Genomic DNA, 21544 nt, shown 5'->3' on the forward strand with positions numbered 1-21544 from the left:
ATGGAAAACAAACTCTCATTATTTAAAAGAATATTGCTATTTTTAACTATAATGGGCCCTGGAATAATTACAGCCAACGTAGACAACGACGCAGGCGGTATTACTACCTATTCCATAACTGGTGCAACAACAGGTTATAAGCTCCTTTGGGTGCTGATTCCAATGACACTTGCACTTATAGTCGTACAGGAAATGGCTGCCAGAATGGGCGCAGTAACCAGAAAAGGTTTAGCCGATTTGATTAGAGAAAATTTCGGAGTAAAAATGACCATTTTAATACTCTTAGGGATACTTATAGCTGACTTTGGAAATACCATATCTGAATTCGCAGGCATTGCTGCAAGTATGGAAATTTTTAATATAAGCAAATATATTTCGATTCCTATTTGTGCAATATTTGTATGGTGGACAGTTTTAAAAGGCTCATATAAATTCGTAGAGAGAGTGTTTTTATTTGCATGTCTTGTTTATCTTTGTTATATACCATCTGCCTTTATGGCAAATCCACCGTGGGGAGAAGTTGCAAAAAATATAGTTATACCCCATTTAGAGTTTAGTCCTTCGTTCCTATCCATACTTATTGGTTTTATAGGAACTACCATTACTCCCTGGATGCAATTTTATATTCAGTCATCTACTGTAGAAAAGGGATTAACAGAAAAGGAATATAAATATCTAAGATTAGACGTAATAATGGGGAACACAATGACAAACGTAATAACATTTTTCATTGTGGTTTGCTGTGCAGCAACTCTTTTTGTTCACAACGTCAACATAACTGACGCAAAGGATGCAGCACTTGCCCTTAAGCCATTTGCGGGAAATCTTGCAAGTACTCTATTTGCAATAGGACTCTTTAACGCCTCTATCTTTTCAGCCTGCGTACTTCCACTTGCTACCGCGTATTATGTATGTGAAGCACTGGGTTTTAATGCAGGGCTTAACTTTACCTGGAAAGAGGCACCCGTTTTCTATGCTCTAACAACTTTTCTAATCTTTTTTGGTGCAACAGTAATATTAATACCCAAAGCTCCTTTAATACCTATAATGTTCTGGTCACAGGTTATAAACGGAGTTATATTGCCATTCGTACTCTTATACATGCTAAAAATTATAAACAACAAAGATATAATGGGCGAATATACAAATTCAAGAACATTTAACATAGTAGCATGGCTCACAACTATTGTATTAATAGTCCTAACTTTACTCATGATAATCACCTCTATCTTTCCAGGCTTACTACCATCATAAATTTATTGCCCAGAGTACAAGTGAGAGTTCTCTGGGCAATTTACACTTTTTTTAAATTTTAATTGGGTCTAAACTTCTTATTAACTCAAGATCCCTTTCTATATCCTCGCCTGGTCTGGTAAGATAACCACCTATCATTAAAGCATTAGCAGCTGAGTTTAGCGCTAATTTCTGATATTTTCCAAGAACGCTCTCTCTACCTGCACATAGTCTAATAGTAGCGTAAGGGAGAATAATTCTAAATATTGCAAGAGTTTTTAAGACTTCTGATTTATCGAGAACTCTAACATTTTCAAGGGGAGTCCCTTTTATAGGAATCAATATATTGAAGGGAACTGATCTTATCCCAAGATCTTTAAGGATAATGGCAAATTCTACTCTTTGTTCAAAAGTCTCACCTAAGCCTACTATGCCTCCAACACAAGGAATCAAACCCACCCTCTTTACAGCTTCAATAGTCTCAATCCTTTCATCATAAGAGTGAGTGCTGCAGATATTGCCAAAAAAACTCCTTGAACTCTCAAGGTTATGATGATATGTAGAAACTCCTACATCCTTCAATCTAATTAGATCTCTTTCTCTAATTATTCCTAAAGACGCACACAGTTCAATATCTACCTCTTTTTTAAGCCTTTCAAAGATAGACAACAACTCATCCATATCAGCTTTGGACGGGCCTCTACCACTTGAAACAAGAGAAAACCTCTTTGAACCATAATTTTTCATCAATTTTGCCTTGAAAATTACTTCCTCAACACTAACTTTTTTAAATTCTATACCTGTATTAAAATGAGAAGATTGAGCACAAAAGGAACAATTTTCAGTACATCTACCAGTTTTATAACTTATTATTGAACACAATTCAAAAGATGAAGAATATTTATCCTTTATTCTTTTTGCAATCATGAGTAAACGATCTGTATCAAGATTTAAGAGACCATATACAGCAGATTCGTTTAATCTATTTTCTGGGTTAAAACTTTCTAAATCGATCATCAAAAACCTCCAAAACATTCTTAAATAATCTCATAAATTTTATCAATAAATTTCAAGTAAGCAAAGTTTTTATGTTAGAATTAGATTAATTATTATTTAAAAAGGAGCAAAATAATTTTGGAAAGTTCTGAAAGCATAAAAAAAATTTACAATTTTAAAGAAACAGATAGAGATAATCTTAAGTCTCTATGTGCTGCAGCAAAGCAAAACGCTGATAATTTTATAGAGAACCTATATAACTTTCTTATTACTTTTCCAGATTATTATAAATTTTTGGGTAAGCTGGAAGTTAGAAAAAGACATGAAGAAAAGTTTAAAGTTTGGTTTACAGATCTATTCTGTGGGGAATATGACGAAAGCTACATTATAAGAATCCAAAAAATCGGACAAGTTCACGCCGATATGGGGTTACCTACCCATTACGTCAGCGCTACAATAAGCTTTATAAGAAACTATATTCACAAAAGAATACTTCTCTCCTGTCCGAACGAGGAAGAGAGGAGAAGTTGTAGAGAATCTGTTGACAAGATATTAGACATAAATCTTGATATCTTAACCAGTTCCTATGTAGACGAAAATAAGATTTATATTGCTCAAACAAATATAGAAAGCAAGATAGTAAGAATAAGTTCAAAGATATCCTATTACTTTGACATTGCCCTTGTATTAGCTCTTGTATTTACAAGCTTTATGATATTTGTCTTGTTTTTATCAGATATTTATAACTTTTTAAGAAGCACTTCATCTTTTGAAAGCAGCGTAATAAACATACTTGGTGCTATGCTTATAATCTGGACTATCAGAGAACTTTTAGAAGAAGAGTTAAAAAGATTAAAGGGCAAAAAGTTTGCACTAAACATATTTATAAGCCTTGCTATGGCAGCCATGCTTAGGAAAATATTGATATTTTCACTTGAACCTCATAACTCTACAGAAGTAATAGTACTCGGATTTCTTGTATTGATACTTGGCATAGTATATTGGCTTATGAATAAGAGCGCTATTTAGTTTTAGTTATTTCTGATTCACAAATCATTTTATCTATTTCGCATGCTTTCTGGAATTTTTTCAGATATTTACTTGCTGAATAAAAATCTATAAAAATTAATGAAAACCAACATTTATTTAAAAAAATAACAATATTCACATATTGTGATAAAATAATATATAAACTAGTCAGGAGGCAATTAAATTGAAAGAGATTACGTATAAGATTCATCCAATAGTCTTGGGAAGCAAAAGCTTTGACAAGAGTATGATGACATATCAGTTTAACTATGGCAAACCATTTGTAATACCTATTTATAGCTGGTATTTAGAAGGGAGTAACAAAAACATCCTTATTGATACTGGTGAATTTATGCCCTTAAAGTCAAAAGACAGAGTTGATGCCCTGGGAGCAAAAATATATTCTTTTGAAGAAGGGCTTTCGAAGTATAATCTTACTCCAGAAGACATAGACATAGTAATTCATACTCATCTACATAACGACCACTGTGAAAACGATTCAAAGTGTAAAAACGCAATATTCTACGTACACGAAAATGAGCTAAAGCAGATTCACAATCCTCATCCTTTAGATTATAGATATGTAGAAGACTTTATCTTAGATATAGAGGAAAATAAACAGATTGTTTCTCTGAAAGACGATACCGATATCATGCCTGGCATAAAAATGATCTACACCCCTGCACATTCACCCGGCGGCATGTCTGTATTAATAAATACCGAAAAGGGTAAAGCCCTAATAACAGGCTTTTGCGTAATAGACGAAAACTTTAATCCACCACCACAAGTATTAGGAATGGGAATGGAAGTAATCCCACCAGGAACTTTGATTAATTCATATGAAGCATACGATATTTTATTAAAAGTTAAAGAGATGGCTGACATTATAATTCCACTGCATGAACCAAGATTTGCAAAAGTAGAAACCATTTAGACATATCTATAAGAATATTTTTAAACAGGCAATTAATCTTCATATTATACTTCTAATAAAATTTAAAATAACTTTTTCTTTCAACTTATCTCTGAGAGACGGTATTTTTTAACTTTCTTATATTAAGAGCATATAATTATATCTTTTGAGCCAGTTTTCATGCTTTTTATAATCTGGCATTAGCATCCTTACTTTTATCCAGAAATTCTTACCGTGATTTTTTTCTTTAAGGTGTGCAAGCTCATGAACAACAACATAGTCTATCACAGAAATCGGAGCCATTATAAGTCTATATGAAAAGTTTAAGTTTCCATTTGAAGAACAAGAACCCCATCTTTTTTGCGCATTTGTGATATTAATTTTACTATATTTTAAATTGCTTTTTTGCGCATACCATTTGACTCTTTCAGAAATTATATTAAATGCCTCTTTTTTATACCAATCAATAAAAACTCCCCTTGCTTTATCTAAAAAACTCCTCGACAAATAAAAATTATCTTCAAGTTTAAGAGGAATATCTTGGTTATCCACTATATAAAGCTTATAATACTTGCCAAGATATAGAAACCCTTCCCCATTAACAAATTCCTTTTTTAAAACTTTAAGATCCCTTGCCTCTATCTCCTTTTTTTTATTCTCAATCCAATTTGAATGCTTCTGAATAACTTCCCAAATTCTCTTTTCGTCTATACCAAAAGGTGCTTTGACTATTAACGTAGCATTATCTGTAATCTGGAGTGCTATTGTCTTTCTTTTTGAACGAATTATCTTCTCAAGCTTTATGTCTTCCATAATATCACTTCCTATAATTATGATAAGCAAATTCTGATAATATTTGTGCTATTTCGTTTCTTTTGTTATATATAACTTGCCAAACATTTTCACGATAGTAAGGAATTCTATAAAGTATGGGATCAAAACCAAAGATAACATAACTTCTATATACGTCGACAAACTCATCTTATCAGCCCCTAATATTTTTATATATTCTACTATTAAATTGAACACCAATTAAATTTTACTAAGAATTCTAAACTTAGATTAATCCCTCAGCTTATTAATAGAATGCACTTATCCTTCTGTCAAAATTTAGTATTTTATATTAAATTTCTTATTAAATATTTGGGATTAAATAACCCTTTATATCTTTAAAGTCTTCCCTGTAGGCATCTTTAGAAATTTTCTTAATCAGTTCAGATTCAATTAAAAATTTCTTAGCAAACTTTTCATTAAAATCTTGATCCACAGGCATTTTATAATTTACCTCTCAAGACAAAAAATAATAAATGACAATGCATTATATACGAAGTACAGCACAAAACTTAATTTCTATAATATTAAACATATACATGCTATTCGCAACGTTAAAATGCACTACCAAATTTCTTTTTAGCAATAATAATTTTTGAACCTAGTGTATCTCCAAATTTAGAAAGATATGAATAAAATCCAAATTCATCTTCTTCTACAATTCTTTCAATCGAAAAATATTTCTCAAGCAAATCCAGATAGTCTTCGTAGCTAAAATCTTCAGCAAAACTATAAATCTTACTACCTTTTTGTACTCCTTCAAAAGCTGAAAGATTCCACTCTACATCCAGAAGATAATCCCTCGAACCTTCTCCTCTATGATAAAAAGCATGTTTTGTAATAAAAAGCCCCCCTTCTTTCAAACTTGAATTTATCTTCGGAACAAGATTTGGATTTTTTCCGCCTGGATTATAAGAAAAAAATACAATATCATAGCCATTACCAATATCATCTTTAAAAAGATTACCTGAAATAACATTTATCCTCTTTGCCTTAAACTTTTTAATATAATCCTCTGTATCCTTGATAACATCAGGAAAATCAAAGATATATGCTTCCAAATCTTTATTCAATCTTGTAAAAGCAATAGAACAAAGCCCGTGCCCTCCTCCCAGATCAAGAAGTTTTTTTGCTTTTCTGAATTCAGGAAATTTTTCAATGATTCTAACTGTTTTTTGAAGCTCCCCGCATAAAATCTCTGACGCAAGCGAATGTATAAGGTTGTCTTGAAAACAATTTTCCTCAAGTATCTTTATAGGACCATTTTCCAAAACATTGGTCAGTCTCCTCCATAACTCAAAACCATTTTTTATGTTTTTTAATACTTCTTTTTGATAGAAAAAAGAGTTGCTTTTTAGATAATAGCTGCTTAATTGAGTATTTTTAAAGGATTCATCTTCTTTTTTTATAAAACCGAGATTAGCCAGAATTTCACACATATTTTTCAAAATCACATAATTTATTCCTATCTCACTTGATAGTTCATCAGCACTTTTTAGACTATCTAAATGATCAAATAAACTTATTTCAAGAGCTGCATCAAGAATACAAAGTTCCTTAAATTTCCTTGAGCAATCACTCAAAAAGTTACGTAACGCTTCAGCACTTATTGAGGGTTCATTAAAAAAAATACCATTATCTTTTAACATTTAAACCTCCTATTAATTTTAATTGTCGGATGTTATTTATTTAAAGGAGTCGCAATCCCTTATTCTTCAGGGAATTCTTCTAACTTTTAAAAATCTTCTCAAACGGTTTTGCGAGATAATTTGCCTCTTTTATTAGATCATCCTCTTTTTCTAAATTTTTTAGCAAGTCATCCGTATACTTATTAATATTTATATCCTGAGCCAGGTTTAAAGAAGACGAAATAGACTCAAAATTGCCCGCTATTGTTTGCAAAATTTTTGGCTTTATAGAACTATTGTTTCTATATGCCCCTGCGTGAATTTTTCTTACAAAATCTCTTGCATCCTTTGAAAATATTCCAGTTTTAACAAAAAATCCTGAAAAGTTTATCCAGCTTAAGATATCCAGAACTTCTCCAAGGTTAATTATGGGACTTTTTTCTTTGTCTTTGTCATATAAGCCATAATACAGACCACCCAGGTCGATGCCCCTTATATTTCTCAAAAACTCAATTGTCAAAAAAACATAAAATGGTATAAGTCTGTAAGAGTGTGTGATGTCAAAAGAAATTTGATTCATAGATTCTGTACAATCGATAACCTTGTCCCAGATTTCCCACCTTTCATTTTCTGTAAGCCCTTCTGGAATATCTCTATCCTCTACCTTCACGCATAAATCGTTTGCTTCTTTTTTAAACTGTTCAAAATGTTTATTTCTTGACTCTTTTGTAACAAGCAATATAATTTTCTCTATATTAGCAAGATTAGCTATAGCTATAGGGGCATACTTTGTAGAAAATACCTTTTCATCATCGCCATTCATAAAATACTTTGTAACCTTATAGTCCCCTACACCCAAAAAACTTATTAAAACGTTCCCCACCATTTATGCACTCCTTAAAAATAGTATTAAATTAAAATTTACAAAATAGTTAAAAGGTATCTCCCAAATCCAAAACTTGTGTTTCTTCCTATAGAAATCTCTTTTGCGCTGTCAATTAGAGAAATCAAACTGTTAGGCACATTAGAAAAAGTTATATCACCAACCAATCCCATATGGTTAATTAGTCTCTGTTGCCTACCAGAAAATCTTTTCAAATTTTCTAAATATGTATTATTTTCTAAAATTTTTACCTCAAGTGATTCGTTTATGCATTTCTTTATAAAACTTGATTCAAAAGATGGATATCCATAGAAGAACTCAAGCAATGAAACTCTTCTCAACAAATTTCTTATCAATATATGAAATTGAAGAAGAGAAACTGTTTTTCCTTCAAATCTAAGAGACAAAGGAGACAAGAAATCAATTTTTAAATTTTTAAAACCATTGTTTTCTGACGAATATATCCTATCAAGGCTTAACAATGATGGGTTTTTAGCAAATGAATTAATTGTTTTATGTTCCTGGTCGAATAACTCACCATTTACATCCCTTACACTAACCACTTCGAATCTTGCCCTATCTTTACCAAGGCCAATTTCTCCTAACTTGATAAACGTATAAACAAAAAATGGTAAATTTTCAATACTGTCACCCATCAAAACTAACTCAAAATCAAAAAGATCCTCTTTATCAAAAGATGTTTCATAATTTTGAGAAAATATAATAAAGGGATGGGGGATATATGGATATTTAGTCATTTTCATTGCGCCCTGAGGCCTTGGGCTATCAAATATTTTTCTATAAATACAACTCTCATTTAATATGCATTCGCTACAATCCAACGCCTTTTGAACGCAGGCAATACTTTTGAAAATACTCCCAAATCCCCCTCTTAGCGTTATGCTTTTGTATTTCGGCAGTGATGTAAAATCACGAAGCTTAAGCGTTATTTTAAATTTTTTAAATTTTAACATATGACATAGCTACCCCCTCATTAAGAAAAAAAATCTTAAATAAGTTAATTTTATCAGTCTATATTCAATTGTCAAGGTTCACTTTATATGCTAATTTAATATTAGATTGTATTAAAAAATTTAAAAGGAAAGATGTTGTATGAGATAAAATTATGCCCAAAGAAGATAAACAAAAATTGTTGAAGTTCTTAAAATTGATAAGTTTAGAAATGGGTATTAATTCGAAAGATAACCTTATAAGGGTTTTTGGCTCATTAGGAAGCCTTGAAAGCACGCTTAGAAAAATCAGAAAAATCAGATTAGAATCGGCAATGTCTCCTTTGATTAGCTTAAAGTCAAAAAAATATCTATATGATTCAGATTCAGTCCTTGATGAATATTTAGTAATTATACTGTCAGGCCAGATAAAAGGAACAGAGGCAATAAGGTATGCAAAGATAATAGAATTATTAAAAAGAGACAAACTATCCATTGGTGAGATAACCGATAAGTTAAACGATTCCTTGTGTCAAGGCAAAAGCTCTCTTTTAGAGTTAAGAACAATAAGAAATTATCTTAAGATTTTAGTCAGCGATGGATTTGTCGAAAAAGTAAAAGACAAAAAATATATAAAATATAAACTAAAAAAGGGCTTGGAACTATTGCCAGAACACTTATTGGTAAAACTTTATCTTTTTACTGATTTTTTTTCTAATACAGGGCTTTTGGTAACCAGAAGCTTGATATTAAAATATTTTTTAGAGAAGAGACTTGGAACAAATAAGCTAAAAAGAATTAAAAATGTTATTTGCTACAAGCATTCAAAGCCGCTAAGGGTGTTCGACGATTTAAATGTTCTGTATATCTTAAATTTATTAGAATGCAAAAAAGCCTGTTCGCTTGAATTAAGTTTATTGCCAAAATCCAAAAATAAGCCTTTAGAGAAGATAACAGTTATACCTCAATTTTTACTATTTGATTATCAACTTGCAAGATGGTATTTGATTACTGATGGCGATACTAAAAGAGTATTGATTGACAGAATTTATGAGTTCAGAAAAGTTATAAGGGGATCGGATATTTTAGATAGCCATCTTGAAAAGAGATTAGATAATCTCAAGAAATCTTGGTTAGTTGAAGAAGATGCGAAAGAAAAAGAGATAATAATAAAATTCTATTTCGACAGCAGCAAAAGTTCAAAAAATTTTATACTAAACAGAGTCAAAAAAGAAGCAATGGATGGTCAAATAGAGATTATCGATAAAAATAGTTTTATTCTTAAGATATTGACAAGAGAATTAAACGAGATAAAACCATGGATAAGGAGTTTTGGCTCAAGCGCTCAGGTATTAGAACCACGTTCTCTAAGAAACAGTTTAATTGAGGAGTTCATTAGCCTAAAGTCTACTTACGAGTCAGTTATAAGTGAAGGCTCACTATGATATCTAAGATATATAACCTTGAAATATTAAATAAGATAAAAGAGTTTACAAATGATGATTTTTGTAATTTAAGCAATGAAGAATTGAGATGGTTAAAATATTTAATTAACACTGATGAGTCAGGCTTTTTCTTTAATGCAGAAGACAGAAAAGAATTAAAAACTTATTTAGCTGACATAAACACATCGAGTCTACCAAAAATAATAATAAAAAATAAACCAAAGAGAAATAGAAAGTCCTGGAGTCTTTTAGAGCCATTGTTCACAGCTATTTTTGAAGAAAAAGACTTAATTCTAAGATTTCAAATTTCTGATTCTGAACAATTTAAGGCAAAATGCTTCCCTTACAAAATAGAATTTGAATTTTACAAGGATGAATGGTACCTCTTGTGGCTAAATTTGAGCGAAGACAAGAAAAAGATGAAAACTCCATTTGCGTCTATACTTTCATTTGAAATAATAGATAGAGAAAATGAATTATTCGAAGAAGCAGAAAAAATTTTTCTTGAAGAGTATCATTTTGCCAAATTTAGGGTTGACAAACAATATCTTGACGATCTAAAAAGAATCCTATTAACGCTTATTGATTTTAAACCAATTCTTGAAAAAGACATCCAAAATAGTCTTATTTTCAAAATAAAATACAAGCCCTCAGAAGAGGGCTATCTGCTCCAAAAATTCAGACAACTTGGCAAGAGGGCGATAATACTTGAGCCAAGATTCTTAGTCGAAAAAATGCTATTTACTTACACAAAAAGCTTAGAAAGATATTCAAAGAGCCAATCATAGCTCTTGCAATAAAGATCTATTTATTTCCCATAAATTGGTCTTTTGACCACTTTCCTTGATAAACTACATTTCCATTTTTGTCATAATATGTGCCATATCCATCTCTATAAAAATCTACAAAGTCGCCTACATACTTTGTGCCTTCAAACCAGGTGTATGTGCCCTTGCCCGACATCTTTCCCTCAACCATAGTGCCTTCATACTTGTCGCCTGGTTGTCCGTCCTGGTACCAGATCATTACTCCTTGGCCGCTTGCATAGCCATTTGAATCAATTCCCCCAGTCCAGACGGGAACTTGATTTTGCTCAGGATAGGCATCCCAGACCTTTCCGTTGTTAGTCTGCACATAGACACCATTAGCAAAAGACAAAGCGCTGAAAATAAATAAAATACTGAAAACAATAGAAAACAAAATAGAAAATCTAACTAATTTACCCACTTTACCCTCCTCCTAAGATGATTAAACTTATTAAGTTTGATCAATATGTTAGCATAAAAAAAGATATTGTTATAATAAAAAAACCCTCCTTCAGGTGACAGGAGGGTTTGAAAGATTTTTCTTAGTGTTATGGGAGCAAATTAGCTATTGCGTGAGCTAACTGCTGTCTTAATACTGGCTCTACATCGTCAAATTTTATATTTGTACCAGATGCTTCAGATACTACTCTATCTCTGTATATCGCCCAATCTTTAATACTAGAATTGCTTGAGGTCTCTGTAGTAGCAGTTCCCTGAGCTGCGTTGGTAGTAGTCTCTGTCTGTGTGCCTGGCTGCCTTTGTTCAAGTTGCACGTCTACCACCATCATATACTTATCAGAGTTAATAGAATTCCCGATAGCAGCTCCAGCAAGTGCTCCAATCACTCCACCCGCAATAGTTCCAGTATATTTCCCACTTGGATTAAAAGCTGAGCCTATAAGAGCTCCACCAAATCCCCCTGCAAGAGCCCCTTCAGCAGTGTAATCTTTCGTTTCTTTACCAATATAAAGAACATTTGACATCAGCATAAAATTGGCATCATCAGGATTATCAGTGATCTTATATCCCTCATTAGTTAATTCAGTAACTAACTCCTTCCTAAAGTCCAAACCAGTTGCAGTAGACGTATTCCTTACGCTCACATATACTATCCTTTTATCTGGTGAAACTGGTTGCAAAAAGATACTTGAGCTCATCTTGGTGCTAAGAGAAATTTTACCTGCTGTAAGGCCACTAGAATCTGCCTTTGCTATACCAGCAAAGCAAAATGAAATAAGTAAAAATAAAACCAGCAAACTACTAAACTTTCCAATATTAAATTTCATTTAATTCCTCCAAATTTCCGACATAAAGACTCTCTCACCTAAAGATAATTATACAGTCTCAATGACATGTGTCAATAAAATACATTTTAATAACTATGCTTATATGAAATGTTTATAAACCAGATATCTCAAGAGTTTCGTAACAACTCTCTAAAGTTTGCTCTAATATAAGCAAGCTCTATATTTAAATATATATTCTATTTCTAAGGCAAAAAAGCCTGAACAAATATTTGACAGCTCTTTTAAAAATAAAACCCTATATCAGTAATATCTTTAACTTAACATTACAAAATTTGATTTAGTTTATAATAATAACTAAAAGCAGTTAATTCAATTACTTTTGATCCAGGAGAAAAAAGTGGAAAAACCTTGTTTAGAAAAAGACTTTATAAGCGATAGTTACTCAGAATTAACGCCTAGTTTAGAAAATTATCTTCGAACCATATATGACATAAACCAGTCAAAAGGCATTGCCAGAGTAAGAGACCTTGCAAAGCAGCTTAGAGTAAAAACGCCTTCTGCAGTAGCAGCAATTGAATCCTTAAAGAACAAGGGTCTGGTAACTCAAGAAAGATATGGACATATAGAGCTTACAAATAAAGGAAGAATTCTCGCACAAAATCTTTCAAGAAGAAAAAATACAATAGTTAACTTTTTAGTCCGAATCCTAAGAATTGAGAAAAATCTGGCTGAACAGGATGCCTGTCTCTTAGAACATGATTTTAGCCAAAGCACATTTAGAAAAATGGAAAAGATGATAGCTTTCATAGAAATGTTGGAAGAAAAGCACCCAGAAATTTTTAAAGAATTTAAGAAATTTATATTTGATAGCGACGAAAAATATGAAGCAAATGAACCAAAAAGTTTAGTTGAACTTAAAGACGATGAAGAAGCAATCATAGTTCATATTAATCTCGATCAGATTAGCAAAGAAAAGCTTGCTATACTTGGTCTAAAAAAAGGCTCAAAAATAAAAAGAATTCAATCCTACAAAGATATAATTAACTTTCAGATTGAAGATAGTTTTATAGCATTATCTCTAAATGAGTGTAAACACATTTATTGCAAGACAGTATAAAAAAATAGCCGCAAGTTTTTCACAATCCTTGCGGCTTGATTTTAGGTTTAATATTTAATGAATAAATATTGAGGGCAAAGTCCCCAATACTATTACCAATATCGAAAGACTAAGAACAAGCCCTTTGGTAAAGTCACTTGAAACAACTTCTGTTTCTACATCCGGTTCTTTCATGTACATATTCATTACAATCCTAAGATAGTAAAACGCACTTGTTATAGTCATCAAAACAGCAACAATTACCAGTGATGTAAAGCCAGCGTTCACAGCTGCCAAAAAAAGCTGAAATTTTGCAATAAAGCCTACTGTTGGTGGAATTCCTGCAAGGGAGAACATAAATATCATCATTATTCCAGCAAGATACGGATATCTTTTTGCAAGTCCATTGTAAGTAGACATGTCATCACCATTCTTCAACATAAATACTACACCAAATGCTCCAAGATTCATAATTGCATACGCAATCAAGTATGTAAGAATTGCGCTTAGCCCCTCTTGAGTCCCAACAATTATCCCAAGAAGCATATAGCCTACGTGTGATACAGACGAAAATGCTAGCATTCTCTTTACATTCTCCTGTGAAAGTGCTAAGAGATTACCGCCTACCATTGTAAGTATGGACAAAACAATAAGCACTGTTTTCGGCTCAACCCAGATTGGTACCAAACTTCCAATAAAAAATCTACCAAAAGCCAACAATAAAGCAGTCTTCGGAGCTGTAGCAAGAAATGCAGTTATTGGAGTTGGTGCCCCTTGATAGGTATCCGGAGTCCAAGCATGAAAGGGTATTACAGAAGACTTGAAACTAAAGGTTATAATCACTGCTATAACACCTACTATAAACATAGGATCCGTTAAAACTTTGGCATAGGATAAAGACTTTGCTATATTGTAAAAATCTGTAGTACCCGTAGCGCCATAAATGAGCGCTATTCCATATAGCAAAATAGCAGTTGCAACCGTTCCCATTAGATAATATTTAAGCCCTGCCTCACTTGAAAGTTTGTCCTTCCTATAAAAAGAACATAGTATATAAAGAGACAAAGACAAGGTCTCAAGGCCTAAATACAATATTATCAAGTCTCTTGAGCCTATCATAAAAAGCATCCCTACCACAGAAGTTAGTATAAGCGTTAAAAACTCTCCGTAACTGGTAGTGGGTATTGCAACGTCATCTATTGAAATCAGTATTACATAAATAGCTATCAAAATAATGATCCAGCTACCCAAAACGTCAATTGAATCTACTGAAAAAGATGAATTAAATATCGAAGCGCGCAAAGAGTACTTCCAGACCCCAGTTATTAAGAGCCCTAATATTGCAAGAATTGAAAAGGTTCTTCTATTTTTTATAAAAAGGGCTGAAAGAAAAATAAATATTGAACACGCAATCAAAAACAGTTCAGGAGCAATAACTTTAAACATCATCATCTTAACCACCCCACTAAGGGTAAAGTAGTGTGAGCTATCATAGAAGAACTAAATTTTGTAGCTATCAAATGCGATACAGAAGATTGCATATAAGAGGTAAATACACCTGGCTGAAAACCTATATATAGTACCAGCAAAAGCAGTGGAACCAATGTCAATATTTCTCTTGGTCCAAGATCATATATCAAATCCTTAATTTTTTCGTTCAAGTTACCATATGCAACCCTATAGTAAAGCCATATCATATAAGTTGTTCCAAGAATTATCCCCAAAACTGCAAAAGCTCCTAGCGGTATAAATCTAAGAAATGCGCCACAAAGAATCAAAAACTCCCCCATAAACGAGTTAGTTCCAGGGAGCCCAATTGCAGCAAGAGTAAAAAATGTATAAAACAAAATAAATATAGGCAAGGTAGGCTTTAAGCCACCATAGTCAGCGATCTGTCTTGTATGGGTTCTTTCATAAATCATACCAACCAGGCAAAACAAAGCACCCGTTACAATTCCGTGATTTATCATCTGCAAAATCCCGCCAAGCATCCCTATTTGAGTAAGTGTAAATAAGCCAAGAGTTACAAATCCCATATGAGAAACAGAGGAATATGCAATAAGCCTTTTAAGATCTGTCTGTTTTAGCGTTACAAATGCACCGTATACGATAGCTACTACTGATAAAACCTGAAGCAAACTCAAAAACATCATAGTAGCCTCAGGAAAAAATGGCATAGAAAATCTTAGGAATCCATATGCTCCAAGTTTAAGCAATACGCCAGCAAGTATTACGCTTCCTGCTGTGGGGGCTTCAGTATGAGCATCCGGTAGCCATGTGTGAAGAGGAAACATAGGAACCTTCACAGCAAAAGCAAGAGTAAAGGCAATAAACAAAAATATTTGCATGTTTAATGGCAGATTGAGCTTCATTAATTCAAGGATGTCAAACGTATGCCCACCTGTAAAATATAATACCAAGATGGATACAAGCATCAACACAGAGCCAGCAAAAGTAAATAAAACAAATTTAATTGATGCATAAACTCTGTTCGGGCCACCCCAAACTCCAATTAGTAAAAACATCGGGATAAGCATAGCCTCCCAAAAAGCATAGAAAAGTAAAAGATCCAGAGATACGAAAACCCCAATCATTGAAGTTTCCATAAGAAGAATCATTATAAAAAACTCTTTTACCTTTTTGTCTATTGCTTTCCAGGAAACACTTACGCTTATTACAGTAATAAGAGTCGACAACAAAACAAACAAAACTGATATCCCATCTACACCTACAGCATACTTTGCGTTTATAAATGGTATCCAGGGATAAACCTCTACAAATTGCATAGCGTGAGAATTCTTATCAAACAAAAACCAAAGGGGAAGAGAGATGAAAAAGTCTATCAACGCTACCAGCATTGCAGTTGATTTTATGAGCGTTGGATTTTTCATAAACAATATAAGAATGGCACCAATAACAGGTATTAAAAGAATAAGAGACAATATAGGAAAGTTCATCTAAATCCCCCCTCTCAATAATATAATTACACAGGCAAGAATAAGTATCCCGATAACAAACAGGATCATGTAATCCTGCAAGTTTCCTGTTTGAAGTTTTCTCAAAGTCTTGCTTACCGAATAAGTTGACCTTGCACTACCGTTTACTGTCCCGTCAACAACATATGTATCAACTCCCTTAAAAAACTTTGCAAAAGCCATCATAGGATTCAAAAATAGCCATTCATATGCTGTATTTACTATTCTATCTTCAAATTCAACCAATACCTTCCTATCAATATACATAAATAATTGTAAACCCCTTCTATAAAACCAATCAAAATCAAGATTTATAGCCCTCATTTCTGGCGGATAGATACCTGATAACATAAGTAAGGTGAATGCAAGGGCAGAAAATCCTAATAATTCAACCATCTCCATCACATGATTTGGAGCATACGGGATATAGTGAACTGGGTATGGAAGTATGGAATAAAGTGCCCATGGGTAAACCCCTATTGCTATACAAAGGAATGCAGCTATTCCCATAGCAAGTAGCATATGAAATGGTGCTTCTTTAGGTCTCAAGCCTGAATCATGTGAAAAAAATGCAAAAAATGGGATCTTAATACCAGAGTGATGGAAAACACCAGCAGAAGCAAACAAAAGCAAAAACCACGCAATAGTAAGACCTTGATGTGCAGATGCCGCAACTATCATAGACTTGCTTACGAAGCCACTCGTTAGAGGAACACCGGATATGGATGCTGCCCCAACAATACAAAAAGTTAAAGTCCATGGCATTGTCCTAAATAAACCGCCTAATTCAGTAGCCTTTATCTTTCCTGTCTGTTTCAAAACTGCACCCATAGACATAAATAGAAGCGCCTTATACAGTATGTGGGCAAACGCATGAGCTACAGTTCCATTCAGAGAAAGTTCAGTTCCTATCCCTATTCCGGTTACCATAAATCCAACCTGGTTAATTAGAGAGTAAGAAAGAACTTTTCTCATATCGTTTTCAATGACTGCAAAGAATATTGGAAAAGCTGTCATTATTACACCTGCAATAATTAATATTTCTGTTCCTGGAAAAGCTCTTGCAAGAGTATAAACTGCAGATTTTGTTGTAAATGCACTGAGCACCACAGTACCAGCATAGCTTGCCTGTGGATAAGCATCTGGAAGCCATGTGTGTAAAAGTGGAAATACCGCATTTATACCAAACCCAATCAAAATGAGCAAAGATGCTAAATTCGTTAAGCCCAGATAATTAAATGCAATTGAACCTGTTTGATGAAAATGAAGAAGTATCCCACCCAATAAAAAAACTCCGCCTGTTACATGCATCAAAAGATATCTAAATGAAGCCTTTAGAGAATCCTCTCTCCCGCCTATTGCCACCAGGTAAGACGTGGACAAAGCCTTTATTTCCCAAAAGAAAAACAACGAAAAATAATCCCCAGCAAATACCACTCCCAGAGCAGCAGCCTCTGTCAAAAGTGCTGCTACGTGATGACGATAATCATCAAGTCCATAGGCATAAATAGAGTTTAGCAAACTTATAATACAAAATATTAACCCAAAAACATATGAAAGTTGATCTATTCTTACTGGAGCTAGATCAAGTCCAATAAAGTGTATGTTATAAACAAAGCCTTTTGGCAATATGAAGGCATTAAATAAAGCTACAGCCGGAACAATAATTATCCACCACTTCAAGACTTTGCCCCTAAGAAAAAGCGCAAAAAACGAACCGATCAAAAATATCAAAAATGGTGGTATGAAGCTAATTGTCATAATAATCCTCCTTGCGTTTTACAATCGGCCTTAGAATATACTTTGCTGCAAGAACCAATACTACACATGCAACAAAACCATAAACAGAGAAAAAGGAGGGAAATTCTTCAAAGCCGTATTCTGCCTTTTTGGGAACTATCAGATCAAGAATCGTGACCACTGTCAGGAATGAAAACAAAACAATAAGCGTAATTTTTAAACTCTCTGGCTTTTCAAAAAATTTATATGGGTTCAACTCTTTGCCTCCCTTCTTTTAATTATTGGTGTGAAACTATTCTATAATTTCCATTCAATAAAATGTAGCTAAGATACAACACACCTATAATAAACGCTATCGCAAAAATAAGTGGAAAACCCGGTTTAGGATCGTGCTTTAACTCCATTAAAGGCTCTTCGTGATCTTCTTTCATAAAACCCTCCTTAGAATTAAAACTCATAAATTTAATTTATCTTAAAACCCAGCAAGAACCATTCTTGCAAGATGTAAAAATATGCCAGGAAACCATCCTAACAAAATACTAATGACAGCAGTTATAAGCAATGGCACAGCCATAAATGGATTTTCTATAATGTTTTTCGTATAGTGATGTGAGTGAGCATCAACTTTTTCCTTTTCAAAAAAAGCCTTATAAGCAACAGGCAAGAAATATCCAGCATTCAATACTGTGCTAAGCAGGAATACAAATAAAAGAATTGTAGAATGCATCTCCATAGTTCCGTTTAAAAGAAACCATTTTGAAATAAACCCGCCCGACGAGGGAATCCCTATCATGCTCAGAGACCCTATAAAAAATGCAGCCATTGTTATAGGCATTCTCTTCGCAAGACCGCTTAGCTGGCTAACCTCTGTCTTGTGTGAACAAACAATTATAGAACCTGCACAGAAAAATAATGTAATCTTAGCAAAAGCATGGGTAGTAATATGAAAAATAGCGCCCATAATTGCGCTAGGCGTTAGCATAAAAGCACCCAAAAGGATATATGATAGCTGGCTTATTGTCGAGTATGCAAGTCTTGCTTTCAAATTATCTCTTGTAAGAGCTATGATAGAAGCAACAGTAATAGTAAATGCTGCCATAAAAATAGCTACATCTCTTCCCCATAAAGTAGCTAGAGTCTGTGCACCAAATATAAAAAGCGTAACCCTAAGTACTGTGAAGACGCCTGTCTTTACAACTGCCACAGCGTGCAAAAGCGCACTAACAGGGGTTGGAGCTACCATTGCAGCAGGCAACCATCCGTGTAACGGCATGATTGCACACTTTGCAAAACCATATATAAACATTAGATATAAAATTGAAAGTAAAACTTTCTGGGCAATAGCTGCTTGAGGAAAGATACCACCGTAGTGGAATTCTAAGGTACCTGCAAGATTATATGTTATAACAATTGCAGCAACCAAAAGAAGCTTAGCAGCACCCAAAAGATATATAACATATTTTCTCGAACCTCTTTTTGCTTCTTCGTCAGTCCCATGACCGACTAATGGATATGTTGCAAGAGTAAGTGCCTCGTAAAAAAGAAACATAGAAAATAAATTGGCAGAAAACGCTACGCCCATTGTGGTAGAAAGGGCCACTGCAAAAAATGAAAAATATCTTGTTTGATTAAGTTCTTTATGACCTCGCATATAACCAATAGAATAAAAAGTTGTCAATATCCACAAGAAAGATGCGCCCACAGCAAACAAAAACCCTAATGCGTCAACCCTAAAAGAGAATGAAATTCCGGGCAATAGTTGGAATAAAGTAAAATGATAATCTTTTCCTTGTAAAACTGACGGTAAGAGAGACAAAACAAGCAAAAACATTATTACGCTTGCAAGTACCGACCAAAACTCTCTTAAATTTTTATTTCTTTCACCACTATAAAAAATTAGCGGGATTGCAAGTAAAGGCGTTAATATTATTATCAGAGGTAAATATTCCATACTCTAACCTCTCATATCCTTGAATAGATCTATCTTTACAGTCTTCTTAAGCCTATAAGCATTTATTAAAAGTGCAAGACCAGTAGCCATTCCTGCTCCTGCATTGGCAATAATCAAAAGGGCAATAACCTGCCCCATAAAATCTTGCATATAGTGGCTCAAGGAAATTAGCGTTATGTTTACAGCATTTAACATAAGTTCTACACAAAGCAGCATCATAATAATGCTTCTCCTTGTCATAAATCCAATTAAACCTATTGCAAAAATACTGGCAGCAAGTATCAGATATGCATTTAATGGCACCATCTACTCATCACTCCTTTTTCCGGCTAGGACGATAGCGGCAATCATTGGGACAAAAAGCACTACGCCCATAATAATAAGCGGCAAATTAGCCTCAGAATAAAAAACCTGTCCCAAAAGCTTAGCGTCTGAGACCTTGTTTACCAAATCTATAGAAAATTTTCCTGTAGTGTTCAAATACGACGCCTGAAGTACAATTGCTAACACGCCTAAAACACAGAAAACAAGGAACGCCTTTGGGATTGACAAAGAGCTTACATCGCTAAGGTGATCTTCGTGTTTTACGTTTAAAAGCATAATCACAAAAATTAGCATTACAAGGATTGCTCCAGCGTATACTATCATCTGAATCATAGCAAAGAATTCAGCATTCAAAAAAAGATATATGCCTGAGATGTGAACAAACAAAAGAAGTGTCCACAAAACTGCATGTATATAATTTTTTCTGGTGATTACAATCAAAGATATAATTATAGAAGCCAAGGCAAAGTATGAAAAAAACAAAACTGGTATGTTCATGGTAAGAACACCTTCTTTATAATCATAATAATAAACAAGTTTGTTAGGCTAAGGGGCAATAGAAACTTCCAACCAATCTTAAGTAACTGATCGAATCTGTATCTTGGCACAGTACCTCTCACCCATATATAGAAGAACATAAAGAAATAAACTTTGAGCAAAAACCAGACTATGCCTGGCACCAAGTTTAAAAATGGAAGCAAAGAAGTTAAAAAGGGAGGAAGCGTCCAACCGCCCAGGAAACAGATGGTTAGCATTGATGACATAACGTACATTGCAGAATATTCTGCCAGGAAAAATAGCCCCCATCTAAAGCCAGAATACTCAGTCAGGTATCCTGCAACCAACTCTGTTTCAGCTTCAGGCAAATCAAAAGGAGTTCTATTGGTCTCTGCAAAAGCACAAACAAGAAAAACAAAAAAACCAATTATTTGAGGAAATATGAACATTCCCCAGGGCAACTTCTCTTGGGCATAAACAATATCAGAAAGATTAAGAGAACCAGACATAATCAAGACTGCAAGGAGCGCAACGCCCATGGGTATTTCATAACTTATTATTTGGGCGCTGGATCTAAGAGAACCTAAAAATGCATATTTCGAATTGGAAGAGTATCCAGCAATAATTATTCCGTATACTCCAAGAGATCCCATAGCCAGAATAAGAAGCAAGCCTACATTTATATTTGCCAGTACCCAACCTGCTGCATATGGAATGACTGAAAAAGATGTCATTACACAGGTAACCACTATTACAGGAGCAATTGTAAACAAAACTTTATCGGCTCCAAATGGAATATTGTCTTCCTTAAAAAAGAGTTTTATAAGATCTGCAAACGGTTGAAACAGGCCTAAAGGACCAACTTCAGTAGGTCCAAGCCTTGCTTGAATATGTCCCAAAATTTTTCTTTCAAAATATACTGCATAAGCAACGTGTAGTAACAAAACCCCCAAAACTATCGCAACTTTGACAATTAAAATAACAACATCTAACAGCATA

23 protein-coding genes are annotated in these 21544 nt (G+C 33.7%); 6 read left to right on the top strand and 17 right to left on the bottom strand.

The annotated features are described in order from the left end of the window. Entirely contained in the window at positions 1-1254 is a 1254-nt protein-coding gene (locus TDSAC_RS08370; protein WP_108310003.1) for an Nramp family divalent metal transporter, read from the top strand. Between the two features lie 51 nt (positions 1255-1305). Here TDSAC_RS08370 and bioB read toward each other — a convergent pair whose 3' ends face one another. Then, positions 1306-2250, bottom strand: coding sequence for a biotin synthase BioB (bioB, locus tag TDSAC_RS08375; protein WP_108310005.1), 945 nt, complete (start codon positions 2248-2250; stop codon positions 1306-1308). Between the two features lie 117 nt (positions 2251-2367). Here bioB and TDSAC_RS08380 point away from each other — a divergent pair, with 117 nt between their 5' ends. After that, positions 2368-3258: a protoglobin domain-containing protein gene (locus TDSAC_RS08380; protein WP_108310007.1), complete on the top strand. Its 891-nt coding sequence runs from the start codon at positions 2368-2370 to the stop codon at positions 3256-3258. Between the two features lie 247 nt (positions 3259-3505). Then, positions 3506-4192, top strand: coding sequence for an N-acyl homoserine lactonase family protein (locus tag TDSAC_RS08385; protein ID WP_422822131.1), 687 nt, complete (start codon positions 3506-3508; stop codon positions 4190-4192). Positions 4193-4309: 117 nt separating this feature from the next. Here TDSAC_RS08385 and TDSAC_RS08390 read toward each other — a convergent pair whose 3' ends face one another. The 5 genes from TDSAC_RS08390 to cas6 all read right to left on the bottom strand — a co-directional run bounded on the left by TDSAC_RS08390 (position 4310) and on the right by cas6 (position 8487). Beyond that, the gene (locus TDSAC_RS08390; RefSeq protein ID WP_108310009.1) at positions 4310-4984 is read right to left on the bottom strand and encodes a M48 family metallopeptidase; all 675 of its coding nucleotides are present in this window, start codon (positions 4982-4984) and stop codon (positions 4310-4312) included. Positions 4985-5306: 322 nt separating this feature from the next. Continuing rightward, positions 5307-5444 carry a hypothetical protein gene (locus TDSAC_RS09120; RefSeq protein ID WP_199919789.1) on the bottom strand — a complete coding sequence of 46 codons (138 nt, stop codon included), beginning with the start codon at positions 5442-5444 and terminating at the stop codon, positions 5307-5309. A 112-nt stretch (positions 5445-5556) separates the two neighbouring features. Continuing rightward, positions 5557-6651, bottom strand: a complete 1095-nt coding sequence (locus TDSAC_RS08395) for a methyltransferase (protein ID WP_108310011.1) — start codon at positions 6649-6651, stop codon at positions 5557-5559. 79 nt (positions 6652-6730) lie between these two features. Then, positions 6731-7513: a TIGR02221 family CRISPR-associated protein gene (gene csx2, locus TDSAC_RS08400; protein ID WP_199919790.1), complete on the bottom strand. Its 783-nt coding sequence runs from the start codon at positions 7511-7513 to the stop codon at positions 6731-6733. 38 nt (positions 7514-7551) lie between these two features. Continuing rightward, the gene (gene cas6 / locus TDSAC_RS08405; RefSeq protein WP_108310015.1) at positions 7552-8487 is read right to left on the bottom strand and encodes a CRISPR system precrRNA processing endoribonuclease RAMP protein Cas6; all 936 of its coding nucleotides are present in this window, start codon (positions 8485-8487) and stop codon (positions 7552-7554) included. A 152-nt stretch (positions 8488-8639) separates the two neighbouring features. Between cas6 and TDSAC_RS08410 the strand changes: the two genes are divergently transcribed. Further along, positions 8640-9908, top strand: a complete 1269-nt coding sequence (locus TDSAC_RS08410) for a WYL domain-containing protein (protein WP_108310018.1) — start codon at positions 8640-8642, stop codon at positions 9906-9908. Then, positions 9905-10696, top strand: a complete 792-nt coding sequence (locus tag TDSAC_RS08415; protein ID WP_108310020.1) for a WYL domain-containing protein — start codon at positions 9905-9907, stop codon at positions 10694-10696. Before TDSAC_RS08410 ends, TDSAC_RS08415 begins: the two co-directional genes overlap by 4 nt. Before the next feature lie 16 nt (positions 10697-10712). Here the strand turns inward: TDSAC_RS08415 and TDSAC_RS08420 are convergent, their stop codons facing one another. Together TDSAC_RS08420 and TDSAC_RS08425 are read right to left on the bottom strand one after the other, a co-directional pair. Continuing rightward, complete coding sequence (locus TDSAC_RS08420; protein ID WP_108310022.1) at positions 10713-11135, bottom strand: MORN repeat-containing protein; 423 nt, start codon at positions 11133-11135, stop codon at positions 10713-10715. Positions 11136-11262: 127 nt separating this feature from the next. Next, on the bottom strand, positions 11263-12000 hold the full coding sequence (locus tag TDSAC_RS08425) for a complement resistance protein TraT (protein WP_108310024.1): 738 nt from the start codon (positions 11998-12000) through the stop codon (positions 11263-11265). Between the two features lie 358 nt (positions 12001-12358). Here TDSAC_RS08425 and TDSAC_RS08430 point away from each other — a divergent pair, with 358 nt between their 5' ends. Continuing rightward, a complete protein-coding gene (locus TDSAC_RS08430) occupies positions 12359-13078 on the top strand; it encodes a metal-dependent transcriptional regulator (protein WP_150130320.1) in 720 nt (239 codons plus the stop codon). A 54-nt stretch (positions 13079-13132) separates the two neighbouring features. On the opposite strand, the gene TDSAC_RS08435 is transcribed toward TDSAC_RS08430, so the two are convergent. The 9 genes from TDSAC_RS08435 to nuoH are packed head-to-tail and all read right to left on the bottom strand — an operon-like array spanning position 13133 to position 21543. Beyond that, positions 13133-14509 (bottom strand): NADH-quinone oxidoreductase subunit N, encoded by a 1377-nt coding sequence (locus TDSAC_RS08435; protein WP_108310028.1) that lies wholly within the window; start codon positions 14507-14509, stop codon positions 13133-13135. Next, entirely contained in the window at positions 14506-16014 is a 1509-nt protein-coding gene (locus TDSAC_RS08440; protein ID WP_108310031.1) for a complex I subunit 4 family protein, read from the bottom strand. The genes TDSAC_RS08435 and TDSAC_RS08440 overlap by 4 nt, the downstream gene beginning before the upstream one ends. Continuing rightward, the gene (locus TDSAC_RS08445; RefSeq protein WP_108310033.1) at positions 16015-17793 is read right to left on the bottom strand and encodes a Na(+)/H(+) antiporter subunit D; all 1779 of its coding nucleotides are present in this window, start codon (positions 17791-17793) and stop codon (positions 16015-16017) included. Then, positions 17783-18028 (bottom strand): hypothetical protein, encoded by a 246-nt coding sequence (locus TDSAC_RS08450; RefSeq protein ID WP_108310035.1) that lies wholly within the window; start codon positions 18026-18028, stop codon positions 17783-17785. Before TDSAC_RS08450 ends, TDSAC_RS08445 begins: the two co-directional genes overlap by 11 nt. Positions 18029-18050: 22 nt before the next feature. After that, on the bottom strand, positions 18051-18203 hold the full coding sequence (locus TDSAC_RS09125) for a hypothetical protein (RefSeq protein ID WP_199919791.1): 153 nt from the start codon (positions 18201-18203) through the stop codon (positions 18051-18053). Positions 18204-18244: 41 nt separating this feature from the next. Then, complete coding sequence (locus tag TDSAC_RS08455) at positions 18245-19723, bottom strand: monovalent cation/H+ antiporter subunit D family protein (RefSeq protein WP_108310037.1); 1479 nt, start codon at positions 19721-19723, stop codon at positions 18245-18247. A 3-nt stretch (positions 19724-19726) separates the two neighbouring features. After that, positions 19727-20029 carry an NADH-quinone oxidoreductase subunit NuoK gene (gene nuoK, locus TDSAC_RS08460; RefSeq protein WP_108310040.1) on the bottom strand — a complete coding sequence of 101 codons (303 nt, stop codon included), beginning with the start codon at positions 20027-20029 and terminating at the stop codon, positions 19727-19729. Then, positions 20030-20545, bottom strand: a complete 516-nt coding sequence (locus TDSAC_RS08465; protein ID WP_108310042.1) for an NADH-quinone oxidoreductase subunit J family protein — start codon at positions 20543-20545, stop codon at positions 20030-20032. Further along, positions 20542-21543: an NADH-quinone oxidoreductase subunit NuoH gene (gene nuoH, locus TDSAC_RS08470; protein WP_108310044.1), complete on the bottom strand. Its 1002-nt coding sequence runs from the start codon at positions 21541-21543 to the stop codon at positions 20542-20544. Before nuoH ends, TDSAC_RS08465 begins: the two co-directional genes overlap by 4 nt. Position 21544: the final 1 nt, after the last annotated feature.

It is taken from the genome of Thermodesulfobium acidiphilum, assembly GCF_003057965.1.
In the GTDB taxonomy this organism is placed as follows: Bacteria; Thermodesulfobiota; Thermodesulfobiia; order Thermodesulfobiales; family Thermodesulfobiaceae; genus Thermodesulfobium; species Thermodesulfobium acidiphilum.